13 protein-coding genes and 1 pseudogene are annotated in these 14262 nt (G+C 43.2%); 2 read left to right on the top strand and 12 right to left on the bottom strand.

What is annotated here, in order from left to right; all coding sequences use genetic code 11:
* Together Q0C11_RS12830 and Q0C11_RS12825 are read right to left on the bottom strand one after the other, a co-directional pair.
* Positions 1-197: type II toxin-antitoxin system RelE/ParE family toxin (locus Q0C11_RS12830; protein ID WP_293008589.1), on the bottom strand; the 197-nt coding region annotated here is incomplete at its 3' end.
* On the bottom strand, positions 184-480 hold the full coding sequence (locus Q0C11_RS12825; protein WP_293008587.1) for a type II toxin-antitoxin system ParD family antitoxin: 297 nt from the start codon (positions 478-480) through the stop codon (positions 184-186). The genes Q0C11_RS12825 and Q0C11_RS12830, both read right to left, overlap by 14 nt.
* 255 nt (positions 481-735) lie before the next feature.
* Between Q0C11_RS12825 and Q0C11_RS12820 the strand changes: the two genes are divergently transcribed.
* Together Q0C11_RS12820 and Q0C11_RS12815 are read left to right on the top strand one after the other, a co-directional pair.
* Complete coding sequence (locus tag Q0C11_RS12820; RefSeq protein ID WP_293008586.1) at positions 736-966, top strand: CopG family transcriptional regulator; 231 nt, start codon at positions 736-738, stop codon at positions 964-966.
* A complete protein-coding gene (locus Q0C11_RS12815) occupies positions 959-1300 on the top strand; it encodes a type II toxin-antitoxin system PemK/MazF family toxin (protein WP_293008585.1) in 342 nt (113 codons plus the stop codon). Before Q0C11_RS12820 ends, Q0C11_RS12815 begins: the two co-directional genes overlap by 8 nt.
* Positions 1301-1583: 283 nt before the next feature.
* Here Q0C11_RS12815 and Q0C11_RS12810 read toward each other — a convergent pair.
* The 10 genes and pseudogenes from Q0C11_RS12810 to Q0C11_RS12765 form a co-directional block, all read right to left on the bottom strand.
* A pseudogene (locus tag Q0C11_RS12810) lies at positions 1584-1714 on the bottom strand (IS1595 family transposase); the annotation flags it as partial.
* 118 nt (positions 1715-1832) lie between these two features.
* Positions 1833-2024, bottom strand: a complete 192-nt coding sequence (locus Q0C11_RS12805) for a hypothetical protein (protein WP_293008584.1) — start codon at positions 2022-2024, stop codon at positions 1833-1835.
* 120 nt (positions 2025-2144) lie between these two features.
* Positions 2145-3629 carry a hypothetical protein gene (locus tag Q0C11_RS12800; RefSeq protein ID WP_293008582.1) on the bottom strand — a complete coding sequence of 495 codons (1485 nt, stop codon included), beginning with the start codon at positions 3627-3629 and terminating at the stop codon, positions 2145-2147.
* A 626-nt stretch (positions 3630-4255) separates the two neighbouring features.
* Positions 4256-6547: a hypothetical protein gene (locus Q0C11_RS12795; RefSeq protein ID WP_293008580.1), complete on the bottom strand. Its 2292-nt coding sequence runs from the start codon at positions 6545-6547 to the stop codon at positions 4256-4258.
* 11 nt (positions 6548-6558) lie between these two features.
* Positions 6559-7164, bottom strand: a complete 606-nt coding sequence (locus Q0C11_RS12790) for a hypothetical protein (RefSeq protein ID WP_293008578.1) — start codon at positions 7162-7164, stop codon at positions 6559-6561.
* A 674-nt stretch (positions 7165-7838) separates the two neighbouring features.
* A complete protein-coding gene (locus Q0C11_RS12785) occupies positions 7839-8237 on the bottom strand; it encodes a helix-turn-helix domain-containing protein (RefSeq protein WP_293008576.1) in 399 nt (132 codons plus the stop codon).
* Between the two features lie 8 nt (positions 8238-8245).
* Positions 8246-8473 carry a hypothetical protein gene (locus Q0C11_RS12780; protein ID WP_293008574.1) on the bottom strand — a complete coding sequence of 76 codons (228 nt, stop codon included), beginning with the start codon at positions 8471-8473 and terminating at the stop codon, positions 8246-8248.
* Positions 8474-8501: 28 nt separating this feature from the next.
* The gene (locus Q0C11_RS12775; protein WP_293008572.1) at positions 8502-8717 is read right to left on the bottom strand and encodes a hypothetical protein; all 216 of its coding nucleotides are present in this window, start codon (positions 8715-8717) and stop codon (positions 8502-8504) included.
* Positions 8718-8847: 130 nt separating this feature from the next.
* Entirely contained in the window at positions 8848-10959 is a 2112-nt protein-coding gene (locus tag Q0C11_RS12770; protein ID WP_293008570.1) for a DUF262 domain-containing protein, read from the bottom strand.
* A gap of 87 nt (positions 10960-11046) precedes the next feature.
* Positions 11047-14169, bottom strand: coding sequence for a type I restriction endonuclease (locus Q0C11_RS12765; RefSeq protein WP_293008568.1), 3123 nt, complete (start codon positions 14167-14169; stop codon positions 11047-11049).
* Between the last annotated feature and the right edge of the window lie 93 nt (positions 14170-14262).

Genomic DNA, 14262 nt, shown 5'->3' with positions numbered 1-14262 from the left:
ATTCTGAGATTCTTGCGCAAATCATCGCGCTGTTGTCCAATCAAAGGTGTTGTTTTAAGGTCATGACACTTTTGGCGTAATTTCTCTATATATGCCCACGCGACTTCAGGAAGTCCGCTCTTTTCAGTTATATATTCATAAATATCAGTCAGGTCTTGTATTGCATCGGGTGTTAAATACACCTCATAGCTTTTCATGGCCTGGTGCGCTTATCCGTTGTTGATGAAGCTGCTCTAGCTTTTCAAACACAGCATCCAGCAGAACCGGTTCACCACTGTGTGCGGATTGTTCTAGACGTGCCCGAATGGAAGCGATTCTCGCGTGATGTTCTTCTTCATGCCTTTGCCATAAACGCATCGCTTCACGAATAACCTCGCTTGTGGAAGCGTAAGCACCATCCTTCACTTTTTCTCTAATAATATTCAGCATATCCGGTGGAAGTGTAATGCTGATTTTTTCTGCTTTATCGGTGCGCTTCATTTTTTATTTCCTAGGCATGTTTTTAATTACTTCTAAATAGGTAGGATAATATCCTACTCAATGAAATTTAATAAAGCAAAAAATATTTTATTCTTCCTAAATTACAAAACCTACTTTACTATTGATAACATATTTTATCAATAGTAGAGTAGGAGACTTATCAAAAAGTATTTTTGTACAAAATATCAGATGGAGTATTTAAATATCATACTATATAGTATGATAACTATTTATTCACAATAGTGTGAGCATAGTATGACACATCGAACGACCATTACTCTGGATGATGAAAGTTTTGCATTTCTGAATAATATTGCAGGTGACAATCGTAGTGCTTATATCAACGAACTTTTAAAACAGGAGCGCAAGAACTATCTCAAGCAAGCTTTACTCAAGGCAAATCAGGAGGAAGCCCAGGATATCGATTACCAGAAAGAACTAAAAGAATGGGATACAACCCTGTCCGATGGTCTCTCAAATGGCTGAGTTTAAGCAACTAGATATTTATTGGGTTGACCTGGAGCCAACTAAGGGCGCGGAAACTAAGAAGCTAAGACCGTGCGTGATTGTTCAAGGAGACATTGTGAATATCGAATCGAAAACCCTGGTTGTGGCACCTATGCTACCTAACCATAAATCCTGGCCATTTGCAGTAAATCTAACGCCAACTAGTAATAATGGACTGGATAAAGATCGTCATATTAATCTCAAGCAATTGCGTGCAGTTGATATCTCTCGAATTAGCAAAAGGCAAGGTAGGCTTGAGAATCAATATCTGCAATCGATCAAACAAGCTTTAGCAATTGTATTTGATTTGTAATTATCCTTAATATTCTGCAGCAAATCTGTTACATAAATCTTAAATAGGCAGTGTGTCTATATGGAGAACCAAAAGTTGAAGGCTGTATGAAAATAGCGGGAAAAGAACTTTAAATGGTAAATTGTTAATGATTTGGATTGTGGGCCATGAAATTTTTAATAATAATGTTGTAAGCTTAGATCCAAGTTCTTGACCTGGCAAGTTGCACAATTATGGTTTCAGACAATATCGGAAAATTTGTTCACTCATCTCGTTATCTGCATAGGCTCTAGACTAGCAGAGATTAAAAATATCTGATGAGTTGCCACAGTTTTCAATAGCAAGTTCATCAGGCTGTTTTTTCCAGCGCCATTCAGATTCTTTCAAAGGCAATTCAAAGTTTACTGATACACCATTAAACTTCGCAAGTCGTCGTCATACACCAGAAATGATCATAGCTCGACGAAAAACAGAGGGAACCTCACACTGCTTTCTACCGATATTTTCCGCCAGATTGTATAAAACAGCTCAGAAACCAGCATGCTGATAACTCTCAAGAATAAACAAATCCTATGGGACTTTTGGTACCTTTATGCTGCTTTAAATGCACGATATACAGGAAGCGCCAGCCGTAATAGTGGCCGGTGAACAGCATTCCCAGCGCTGAGTTCAATACATCGATATCCCCGGAATAGTTGTAAATCGCAGTTTGTGCGATTTGAAACAGTTCGTCAGTTTTTTTCATCACTCTATACCGATGGATTCCTGCTTCTATTCAGCCCTAGCGTACTTCGCTATTTGTTTAAAGAGAAGCTAACTTCAAAAGTTCCGAGGGTTCCGGCTTACAACCCCCTCATACAAAAACTTAAACACTCTGATTTGGACGACCTTCAATAAGATGCAACCGATACTTTAAAGCATGGTGAGTCCTAAAATCCTTTTCAATATTCATTTTTAGATTTGGTGTACTACAAACATACTCCCATCGTCCTTGTTTCTTCTGGCCAATAATCGAGTTATCAAAAAGAAACCCCAAATGCTCTCTTTTTTTACCTTCACTCGGTGATGAAAACTCATTATCGTATTTATTTGAAAAATCGATATAGCTAAAAGTCTCAACCTGAATCGTTTGAAGTACAGTTAGAAGTTTTTCTATCTCTGGAAACTGATTTGACCATTCATCAATCAGTTCATTATAAACACTTGCTGATGCTTCTCTATCAGCTTCGTACAACTCATTTGTAGTATATAAACCTGATATATTAGGTTTATGACATGCACGAATTTCATTAAAATAAACAATTACATCTCTCGGTCTAAAAAAAGACCTTCGAGTAATATACTTAAACGGCGGTGTACCTTGTCGGACAAAATTAATTTCAAAAAGATTTCCAGATTTACGTTCATTATCAATAGAAATACTGCTAGGTGCATATTTCTTGATACGCTCAAAGTACATATCGTCTAGACTGTCAGAATTCCATGAAATAATAATTGCGCTATCTTGCAGAAGTTTATTTTTATCATTAAATTTCAGAGAGTGATAAATATCTGTTCTTAAAAAAGGGACAACTTTCAAGTTCTTTGATAGTTCGATATCAAGAGCAATACTCCGACAAACATTTAACAAGTTAATTAAAACTTTGCTGTATTCCTCAATTTCACTATCCAACCAGTTCTCATCAAGCTGATCAAGTGCAATCAATATCTTATAATTACCGCAATTTTTTTTAAAAATACTTTCAAAGTAGCCAAGCAAAGTAAACGCGTTAGATCTCAACTTTGTCTGTAACTGTTTATTTGCAGCAATCTCTTCAAATGACATTTCCCCAGCGGCAAAAGAGAAATCCTCTAACTCTACATTAGGCCCCTTGATAGCAGATAGGCTACTAATTTTTGAAAAAATTATCTCAGTGAGCGATGGATCAGGACTTCCATATATCTTATTAATATAAGACTCAGCCCATTTGAGTTCTCTGTTTAATTCTTCATTATTGGCTTTCTTTATTTCTAGCAGCCGCGACAATCCTTTCACGAAAAATAAATACCGCCAGCTCTTTTGATATGCAGATAACTCGCCCGCAATAGATTCTTTATAAAGTTGATGAGCGGGCCAAGGATAATCACCAAAATTAATGCAAATCGTATGATACTCATTCAAATTACAGCTATTTGATTGTTTAAGATATTCATAAATCGCGGTCTTTCCCATCCCCTTTCTACCAAGAACTAACCATGATCTACTATTAGTGATTTTCTTAATTTCAGGCAACTTAAAAAAGTAGCTTTGTAAATCAGTATCAGTTTCAGCTGATACCAGAAATTCTGGAAACCATTCTTTTATATCCATTTATTACCCCATATCGGAAAAATTCCGACGCCATTATAACAATCCAAACTATACGGAATAGGCTAGAATCAAAGAGAAACAGTTACGGAGTCTGAAGTCCAAATATGAGTCTATAGATCCGCCAATCTGACTAATCTAGGGTTATTCTGCATAAAGGTACGTAACGCGCCATAGTATTTCTGCCATGTTATTGAAAATGAATCAATATCATCTTTTTTGGAACTTCCAAATTTAAGTGTAAAAAACAACTAGATTTTAGGGGTTGAAGAATAATCGTTTTTCATTAAAATTCAGGCGATTAGTAATTCTTATGCGGTGCGTTATGTACCTTTATGCAGAATAACCCTCTATACTGGATTTCGGAATCTCAGAAAATACTCTAACCGTTGCGGACAAACATAAAACTAAAATTACTATGTAACATTTGGTCCTTTCCTAACTTTTTACCCATCATTGAGAAATATGAAATTCGCTATGAGTTAAACGATAAAGTTATTTATATATTGCGACTTTGGCATTTTCGGGAAGACCGTTAGTAGATTAAATAGTAACCACCTAAAATCCCATGAAACAATTCTGTCGTTTGTTTAAATGCACCCTTTATGAGCTATTCTTTCTCTCGTTAACTAACTGAGGATTGCTTCTAAAAATTTTTCAAAATTATCAGCTTTCTCTAGTGCGTAGCTAACTTCTGACATCGGTATCAGCATCTTATAACGCCGCTGTGACCCTTGCCCCTTCCAAGGCACCTCTCCCAAGATATGATTCTCCAACAGTGCTGGAAGTACCTCCTCAAAGAAAACAGAAGCCCCCCCCTTGCCAAGGCGGATTCGAATAACTTCTTCATCGACAAAAGTACTTCTGAGGAACACTCTTAGGAACTTCTCAAATATTTTAATTCGATCATCAAATAAAATATTTTCAATTTTTAATGCTGGCTGGCTATCTTCAGTCTGTGCACCAGCTTTCAGTAACCATTCAGCAATGAGTGCTGGATTAAACGTATGTTCCTCTTCAGGGGCCAGAATTAGCGATTCGATCTTTGAGTTTTTAAAGCTACAGCCTGAAAGGCCATTACCCTTTTCCGTTTCAAGTCGTTCAAACTCGCAATGAATAAATTCCACTTCAGAGAAACTGCTTTTCGATGTTGCAGTTGGTTGAAAATGACAGTTTTCAAACAGTATTTTCCGGAGTGTTCGACCAGTAAGTGCACCTGATGAAAGAAACATGTCCTTCAGTACGATAGCATCGTCGAGCTTCTGGAAACATTCAGCTAAGCGAATCAAAAGTGAACCGCTATTCTCTTTACAAAATGAGAATCCAGTTTCGGATTCATTGATAGCCATTAAACAAGCTAGTATTGGCTGAAGATTAACATGATGGCGAGTCAAGTGTTGAATAGCTTGTTCGACCGTTGCAATCGGAACAAGATTGACAGAAAGAAACGCTTGCAACTCAGTACGACCTCCCTTTGATAACAATAGTCCAAGACCTTCACCGAGGAAAAAGTTCTGAAAATCCTCGTGATCAAACGAGATTGCTTCACGTCGTGACGTATCCGTGGAAAGTAAAGAATGCTGTTTGAGACGCTCCTTTATTTGGCGAATATCAGTTGCTCTTTTTTTGCTTTCTTCGGAAAACATGTCCACAAGAACATCCAATACATCATATCGTAATGAGTTTGTAGATGTTTGCCACATTTCCAATGCAATATGTGAAAGTAATTGATGATGCTCTTCGGACTTGAGTAGCGGTTCCTTTATTTCGCCTGATATCCTCGACAGCCATTTCTCCGTTGCTTCTCGTTTTACGATTGCATCCACAAAAGTAAAAAAATAATCATGCGGGTTTTGAACTAGTAACTCTGCAAGTTCTGTTCGGTCTGATAGGTTCATCGCCACATCAAAGAGACGTCGAATTAATACTGCCCGTGTTAGAAGGGGATGAGTAGGACCTAGTTTAGTGACCACAGTTTCGTAAATTTCTTCAGGTGCATTTGCTTTGCGTAGAGTGCCATATTTGCAGAACTGTTCTTTATTCCAGCGTGATATTGCTAGTCGAGAGAAAGATGCCGATTGATCTCCAATTGCGTCAAGCAGTTTTGCTTGCGTCTTGAAGCTCAAGTATTCGAAAAATGCCTTACGCGCTGCGATGAATACTGTTCCCGATGATTCTAAGGTTTGGACCAAATTACCAAGCGCGGAGATAGCTTCCCCTTTTGATCCCTCGACAAGCATCTCCTCGTAGCCATCGAATGCGGGCACAACAACACCCATGCGCACAAGTTGTATAAACGCATCGAAGTAAAGATAATTAAAGCGCCATTTGTTGACTAGGGTAGCAATCACCGCGTCATCAAAAGTAAGAAACGCTCTACCATTCAGAGGAATAGGAACCACGAGCGAATCGACAGACTTACTCTTATATTTTATAGCTTGTTGACGCGCCATCTTGTTGATAATTGTTGACTTTCCCTCACCAGCATCTGATGTAATATACAACACTGAGGTTGCTCCTGGCAGGGGATTCGACGCTTTGTCCAATAGCGTAGCTACTACATCACTGATTGGTTGATCGTAGTCGTCAGCTTTCATTGCAGATAGATCAGGTGACAAAAATCCAGAAGGTTCAACGAATGGTGATTTTGCTTCTACTTCAGGTGTAAGAGTTGTACTCGCAATGATGCGGTCGGCGAGTTGAGGAAGCCGAGCAACACGATTGATTAGCCATCTCCTTGCTGGATATTCTTGTCCATTTTCACCAATCAACAGTTCTCGATTAGGACCTGATGAATACTTGATAGTAACGTCTATAAGCTCGTCCCTTATCTGCGCCACCACCTTCCCGATGCGAACATCCACATCAGATGGCTCATCAGCAAATGCACTGATGATTCTTTTGAATTCATTAATATCCATTGACCGCTCTCCTAAACACTTAATTGTTTGTAATGCCGTACCATCTGTCCTCCGAGAGTCCTTATAAGATGTTTTTGGGTTGTCCAGCCGGCTTTGGTATGTATGTGGATAACTGAGCACCCTGCTCGTAGAGCAAGGAGCACTCCAGGCCACATATCTGTATCCGAGGATACGATCACGATTTCTTTTGCTTTCTCAGAAAGTACCTGAAAAGCGATATCTGCAACAATGAGGGTATCGACCATTTTTTGTTCGTCACGAACAAACAAATTTCCCAGTCGGTTTGCGCATACTCCATTTCCACAAGCTGTGTTATGCATGAGCCCAGTGAAATGTTTAAATGAACACGCACTAGGATTTGCGCACTGAGCCCATGGCGCTGATCGTGTTCGAAATTTCCTTAAATCGCGTTCTTTAACAAGTGTTTCTTCTAATGGAATAGTCAGTCCAATCGGTTTATCAGCCAACTCAACAGTTAGCTTGAGTTGAATATTCGATCCAGCATGAACAGTGCCAACGTATGTTGGCGAGAAAGCGTGAATATCAGGAACAAGACGTTGCGCGCTATTGGTTAGTAGTCCGCGAGATCTCCAGCCACCATATAGCCGGACGTCCATTTCAGAGTATCGAAATGAAACCTGACCAGAAATTAAGGGGGTGAGTACTTTCGCAAAATTGACAGGTCCTGGACTCCTTAGACTTAGCTCAACATTATCGTAGTCAACTAAAACCATCAATTTGGACAAATATCACCTCTATTAAGACTGCTCAACTTCTTAAGTTCAGGAGCGTATAGATTCGGGAAAAAACAAGCTTATGTAATTGTTTCCAATTTTATCAATTCCCGCTGCTACTTAGTAGTATTAACAAATGTTTCTAGCCATGAAATTTTAGGGAGCTGTCGGAAAATTCAGATAAGCTGGAAAAAAAGAATCCAGTGACAAGACACCATAAAGTCACAGAATTAAAAGAAAATTTATTCTATGGGGATATTTTCTATGCTAAATTTGCCTAATTAGGGGACGGATTTAGCCTATGAGATTGATAAATTATGGCAGATTAATAGCTGAGAAATTCTCGGTTAATTGATTTTGTTGTAATAATTATTAAATAATTGGCATTCCGACTATTTTCCGATCATCCATTCTGGAATCCTTTTAGGGATTTGCAGTGGATTACTTCTGACCGATAGCGTCAGCTCTAGCAAAGGGTCAAAAGAAGCCATTTGGGTGGAGTCAAAGATCAATTATGAGCGATGCCTTTTACTAGAATATTGTAGAAAAGCAAGAAACTATGTGGTATCGGTAAACTTCGATATGACCTCATTCAACACCAAGGGCACCGACAGTGCAGAAATTTTCCGCAGAATTACCTCTTTGCATTTAGCTCCCTCTAGCCACCGATATACTTGCCTAGCACTTTTACCGAGTTCATGCGCTAATTTGGCAACTGTCCACCCCTGATCAATCAGAGCATTTAGTTCATCCGCGACAGAAGTGGCATCTAAATTTGAGGCTGCCTTTGCAGTTTTATCAACATAAGCTTCAATTTCAAGCTTGCAAACCTTCAGATCAGTTATCCATCCCATACTTTGTGGTCGGGGTATGGCTGTTGCAGATAGTTGAACAGCAGTACTTAATCCAGCACCCACAAGTAAATTGAGATGCTCTGATTGAAATAGTGCCGTCAACCATGGCTCTATCCTTGCTGAAACTCGATATTATTTTCGTTAAGTATTATTTTTACGGATATTTTTCTCTCATCTTCTTCGGCAACACTATCTTCTGCATTTTGCAGAAGTTCCCAAGCCCAACGACCTTGATTATTCTCAACAGTTAAATCTAAGTCATGCAAACGCTTAATTATTTTGTCGGCAATTGAGCGATTGCCATCTTCTTTTCTGCCTTCTTCAATTGAGCTAATCACAAAAAAAATCCTTAATATCTATTAGCAATCAGAATTTGCCACCTTTCAATATCCAGAAGTTTCTACTTGGCTCAGTTACATCATAGCTATCATACGATATCCAATCCCGCTCCCGCTCCCGTAGCTCATACTGCCAAAACGATTGGGATGCCTCCAATAAGGGCTGAATGGGGCGACTAATTCCGGCGTTAACTGAGAAGCCTTCAGTCTCTAGCGCTTTTAATGCCTGCGTATCGTATGGCAATTGTGAAAGATCAGCAAGTAGGCAATCAAATGGTTATATTTAATGATCTTCAATTGGTTGTCTCGAACATTAGACTTTGGTGTCGGTTGTTTAAACGCACCCAAAAATGGGATTTGGATTTGGCTTCGGATCATGTGTTAGATGTGTCTCCGAGTTGTTTTTCGAGGGCTTGTCGCACCAACCCGATTACATAGGGCAACTCCTCCAAGGAGGACAGCCCCACTTCCACATCACCATTACCCCACCGACCTAATCTGGTTACATCCTTGCATAGCCCTTTGGGATCGCTGATCTCCGCAAAACTCATATTCAATGAGAGTCGCAGACGCTTTGCCTGTGGCACAATGTCCACAAAGTTGGTTTCAGCCTTATAGGCCACATACAACTTCAGAAATTCCTCACTGACGCATGGATCGAGCGCCAGTACTTCCTTGCGAAACGCCTCGAACAGAGAGAGCATTGCCGGTGTAATCAGGTGTGGATGATCGTCTATCGTATAGCTTGAGGAAGGCTCAGCCCTGGGGCGATAAGCTGCCAAAATAGCGTCGTCTAACTTCGGTGATTCCCAAACTTGCACGGCGAGTTTGGCGAGACGCTTAGCTCTCTCAATGATCGTACTTTCGTCCCAAACATGAACCTGACCGAGCCCTTGATTTACCTTGAGAGGGCTCTGCCTGAAGCCTCCATCCATGTCGCGTTTTACAATAAATGGTCGGTCACTGTATTCCGAATTGTAACCAGTGAGTGTCAGATTGCCCAAGGTGTGTAACCAGGTTTGCTGGATACGTTTCCATTCGGCTCCCAGAGATTCTTGCCACGCAGTATTCAGGTTTTCATTTTGCGGTAGGATGTGCTCCACGGTGTATTCATCCACTGGCACCACTTCCTTGCGCCCGTGGTTCTCGAATCGACGCAGCCAATAACTGCGACTGCGGAAATTGTAGAGATCACGAGTCTGAATATCGCGTACATATTCATCGTCACTTGGAAAACGTCGGTATGAAGGAAGTAGCAGAAAGTGGGCGGCGATACTCTCCAGATAACGGTCTTTCTTTAGTGCCTTGCTAAAGGTAGCAAAAGTTTTGTTCATCGAATTAGTGGGTATGGCACAAACTGCACGGCGAAACACATAGGCTTCAACCCAACGCACCGCGCTCACAAAATCCGACTTACTCAAGTACTGTGTAGCGTAGTCGCGATACAGTTCCAGTAGGAATGGATAAGCCACATCGACTTTCAGTTCGCGCAGGTCATGAAACGCCCGATTCAGTTCGTGGTCGATCTCCTTGCCCAAAGCCATTGCGCAAAAATAGCGCGAATAATCTCGGATTGTACTGACCAGCATTTCTACATGACTGTCATCACTCACAGCACCGGCCCTTGTCTCTCGGGCATGGGTCTTAAACGCTTCATACACGGCATTGGTGTTGGGAATTTCGCCCGACATCACAGTCAAGTAATGACGCATGAAGCCATCAAAATGAGTACCGTAAGCTTCTTGCCCGAAATCCATCTCTATAGGACGCCAAAATTGTTCATAGAGGCGCGTTTGCAGCGCAGGCTCTAGCCCCATCAATATGAAATTGCGAATCAAGTCAGCCTGGCTCAACTCTTTTCCTGTCGAGTTCATGCTCTCAAAAATGAGCTGCGGATTATCCTGATCGCGGTTCAGAGCAATATCAACCACCACCAGCTTAGCCAATCCCTTGCAGAGAGTCGGCAAATTCACCACGTCGCTCTTGATCCACTTCTGAAAAGCGGCATAATTCTCAGATACGCGCAAAGAATGATTATCAGGCTGCGGGTGCTTGCCTACCAACGCGGTCAGTGTGTCTTTGTCGGTTTGTGACAACAAAAGTTTGAAATGCCTTTCACCGATTTCCTCTGGATTTAACAGGAAATAGTTACGAATCTTTCGTTGGGAGAAGCCTTCGAACGGTTCCGTTTCACCTACCGCTTCGGCCAGCGCCGTCAGCAACAGCGATACAGTAGTGAGGCGTTGCTGTCCATCAATGACCAGCAAAGGCGCTTGATGTGTAACCTGCGATAGCCCGCTCTCCACATAGACTATGGACCCAATGAAATGAACGGGAATATGATCGTTTCTTCCACAGCGGACAACATCTTCCCACAGTTGCCGACACTCTTTCTCGGTCCACGAATATGTGCGTTGGTAGATGGGAATGACGAATTGCGGTGACTTCTTTAAGAAATCAAGGAGTTTGGCTTCGGTGGCTTTCATGTGCGTTATCCTTATCTAAATATCTATCACTAATGTTTTTTCAACCGCTATACGCCACCCTGCTCCCCCAATACAGTCCAGTCATATTCATGGGTGTCCTTCCGATCGCTCCCTAAGCGCCTCATAAAGTTGCGCCGGGCCGAGCAAAATATCCCGCAAACCGCTCCGCACTTTTTCTGACTCCAAGGCTTGTTTGCTCATGGTGCTATGGGCAGCCAAGGCATCCATAATGGCATTCATCAACTCGTTGGATAGGTCAGGCGAGTTGGCAAACTGTTGTTTGGTGTTGTTGGCAGCTTGCTGAACAAGTGTTTTCGATTCCAGCAACTTACCCTTGATGACATTGTTAACATAAATAAGCTGATCGTCATCGGACAATTCACCATCAAACAAATCGTTCACCTTGGCAATAATTTCCGCCAGATATGCTGTTTCCTTTTCCTGCACTTGCCCTGTACCTGCACCTTCCATTGGTGTCAGTTTTGGATATTCGCCATCGACCAGGGCTAACGTCCGCTTTCCCTCAGCTTTCAAGTTATGGTGCGTCAGCATGACCTTGGAGAGATCAAGTCCTTCACGTTCCCGCCCGAATTCCAGCAGTGGAATCAATCTTTTGTAGAAGATAAAACGTTTCTCAATGGCGGTGTTGCCATAGTCAAATATCTGGGAAAGGAACGCATACAGTCGTTGGAATGCACCCATATCATGCTTGAACAGGATAAGCGCGTTCATTTCGTTCTTAGCATCTTCGGCTGCTTTGCTATCTTCCTTGGCATTGGCAGCTTTCAGCTTTTCCTGAGCCGCTTTATAACGATGCAAAATCCGTGCGACGACTGGCTCTAATGCTCCGGCCAGATCGCTTTGCTTGGACTTCGGGTTAAACTCCACCTCAACCACACGGTTGACTTCAAATTCATCATAAAAACCCGCCGCGTCCAGCTTCATGCGTAAATCATAAACCAGGTGCGGGTCGGTGACGTTGGCTAATTCTGCGGTTTCGTAATAGGCAAGAAAGGCAGCCAGAATTTCTTCGGGGTCATTCACGAAATCCACCACATAGGTGGTATCTTTGCCCTGATGCGCGCGATTGAGGCGTGATAAGGTTTGCACCGCCGTAATACCTGCCAGCCGTTTATCGACATACATACCGCACAACAGAGGTTGATCGAATCCGGTTTGAAACTTGTTGGCAACCAGCAGGATTTGATAGTCTTCTGTATTGAAAGCCTCACGGATACCCTGCCCCTTCAGGTTCGGGTTCATGGTCTTGCTGGTTTCGCTGAACGGCTCGCTGCCTGATTGGCTATCGTTGACCTCACCGGAAAACGCCACCAGCGTGCCGATTTTGTAACCTTGAGCTTTAATGTAGACATCAATCGCCAGCCGCCAGCGCACCGCTTCAATACGGCTACCGACCACCACCATAGCCTTAGCTTTGCCGTTCAGCAGTGGAGCTACATTTTCGCGGAAATGCTCAACCACCACCTGCACTTTCTGGCTGATATTGTAAGGATGCAGCCTGACCCAGCGCATAATGCCTTTCAGGGCTTCGTTACGCTCCACTTCTTTATCATCCAATTCTTTGCCATCATGCGCGAGTTTGAACGCCAGCTTGTAAGGCGTGTAATTTTGCAGCACATCGAGGATGAAGCCTTCTTCAATCGCTTGCCGCATCGAATAGACATGAAACGGCGCAGGTAGATTGTCCGCACCGGCTGGCAAATCAGGATTGGGCAATCGTCCAAACAGTTCAAGGGTTTTGGCTTTGGGTGTCGCGGTAAAGGCCACATAGGTAATGCCGCTTTCCGCCGCCCTGTTTTCCATTTGTGCGGCCAGTATGTCTTCGGTGCTGATTTCCCCGCCGTCGGCCAGCTCTTGCAATTCTTCCGCCGATAGCACGGCTTTCAGTTTGGCCGCCGCCTCTCCGGTTTGCGACGAATGCGCTTCATCAGCAATTACAGCAAAGCGCTTACCGTGCGTTGCAGCCAGTTCCTGCACGGCCTTAAGCGCGAAAGGGAAAGTCTGGATGGTGCAAACCACAATTTTCTTGCCACCGGACAGAGCCGCCGCCAATTCCGCACTTTTACTAGCGCCCTCCCCTTTGATCGTGGCGACCACGCCGGCGGTGCGCTCAAAATCGAAAATCGCTTCCTGTAACTGGTCATCCAGCACAGTGCGGTCAGAAACCACCAGCACGGTATCAAACAGTTTTTCATGGCTGGCATTGTGCAAATCGGCCAGAAAATGCGCCGACCATGCAATTGAATTGGTTTTGCCTGAACCCGCCGAATGCTGGATCAAGTATTTACCGCCCGCGCCTTCCTGCAACACCGCCACCATCAACTTGCGCGTCGCATCCAATTGATGAAAACGCGGGAAGATGATTTTCTTAATCTGTTTTTTCTCGTCCTTCTGCGTCACCAGATACCGGCCCAAAATCTCCAGCCAGCTATCCTTTGCCCAGATGTCTTCCCATAAATAAGCGGTGCGATGCCCTTGTTCGTTGGGTGGATTGCCCGCCGCGCCGTTATCGCCCCGGTTGAATGGTAAAAAGCGCGTTGCCGCGCCTTCCAGCCGCGTGGTCATATGCACTTCGCTATTGCTCACCGCGAAATGCACCAATGCCCCATTGGGGAAAGACAATAACGGTTCAGCGCTTCCCTGCCCCTTCGGGCGCGGTTCGCGGTCAAAACGGTATTGATCAATCGCATCCTCCACCGACTGAGTGAAGTTGGTTTTTAATTCCGCCGTGGCAACCGGAATCCCGTTCAGAAACAAACCCAAATCAAGCGCATTTTCATTGTGCAGCGAATAACGCAATTGCCGCACAACCCGCAGCCGATTAGCGGCGTATTTGACGAGAATATCCGGGTTCATAGCCAAAGCGGGTTTGAATTGGGCAAGCATGAGCGGTTGCCTAAGCCCAAGCAGTTCAATTCCGTGGCGTAAAACGTCTAACGTGCCGCGTTGGTTGAGTGAATCCCGCAGCCGCCCTAGCAATACATCCGCCGCTTGTGCGCCGTGATTCTTTTGCAAGGCTTCCCACGCCTTCGGTTGGGTATCCTGCACCCAAGCCAGCACATCCGCCGGAAATAACGCCCGTGTGCGGTCATAGTTTGCCGCATCGCCTTGCGAATAAAGCCAACCTCGACCAGCCAAGTAGTCGCAGATCTCAGTTTCAAGGTGGATTTCTTTATGTAGATTGCTCATAAATATTCCTTTGGTTCTTTTATAGCTTTGGCGCGAGTTGCTATCCGTGCGAAGTATTTTTTCAACGCCCATCCCATACGAAACTCTTGATGA

The sequence above is a fragment of the Nitrosomonas sp. genome (genome assembly GCF_022842015.1).
Classification (GTDB): domain Bacteria; phylum Pseudomonadota; class Gammaproteobacteria; order Burkholderiales; family Nitrosomonadaceae; genus Nitrosomonas.
This window is presented reverse-complemented; position numbering and strand designations above follow the sequence as displayed.

Coding starts and splice junctions, on each gene's coding strand:
- Q0C11_RS12825 (WP_293008587.1), bottom strand. CDS start 480: ATGAAGCGCACCGATAAAGCAGAAAAAATCAGCATTACACTTCCACCG.
- Q0C11_RS12820 (WP_293008586.1), top strand. CDS start 736: ATGACACATCGAACGACCATTACTCTGGATGATGAAAGTTTTGCATTT.
- Q0C11_RS12815 (WP_293008585.1), top strand. CDS start 959: ATGGCTGAGTTTAAGCAACTAGATATTTATTGGGTTGACCTGGAGCCA.
- Q0C11_RS12805 (WP_293008584.1), bottom strand. CDS start 2,024: ATGAAAAAAACTGACGAACTGTTTCAAATCGCACAAACTGCGATTTAC.
- Q0C11_RS12800 (WP_293008582.1), bottom strand. CDS start 3,629: ATGGATATAAAAGAATGGTTTCCAGAATTTCTGGTATCAGCTGAAACT.
- Q0C11_RS12795 (WP_293008580.1), bottom strand. CDS start 6,547: ATGGATATTAATGAATTCAAAAGAATCATCAGTGCATTTGCTGATGAG.
- Q0C11_RS12790 (WP_293008578.1), bottom strand. CDS start 7,164: ATGGACGTCCGGCTATATGGTGGCTGGAGATCTCGCGGACTACTAACC.
- Q0C11_RS12770 (WP_293008570.1), bottom strand. CDS start 10,959: ATGAAAGCCACCGAAGCCAAACTCCTTGATTTCTTAAAGAAGTCACCG.
- Q0C11_RS12765 (WP_293008568.1), bottom strand. CDS start 14,169: ATGAGCAATCTACATAAAGAAATCCACCTTGAAACTGAGATCTGCGAC.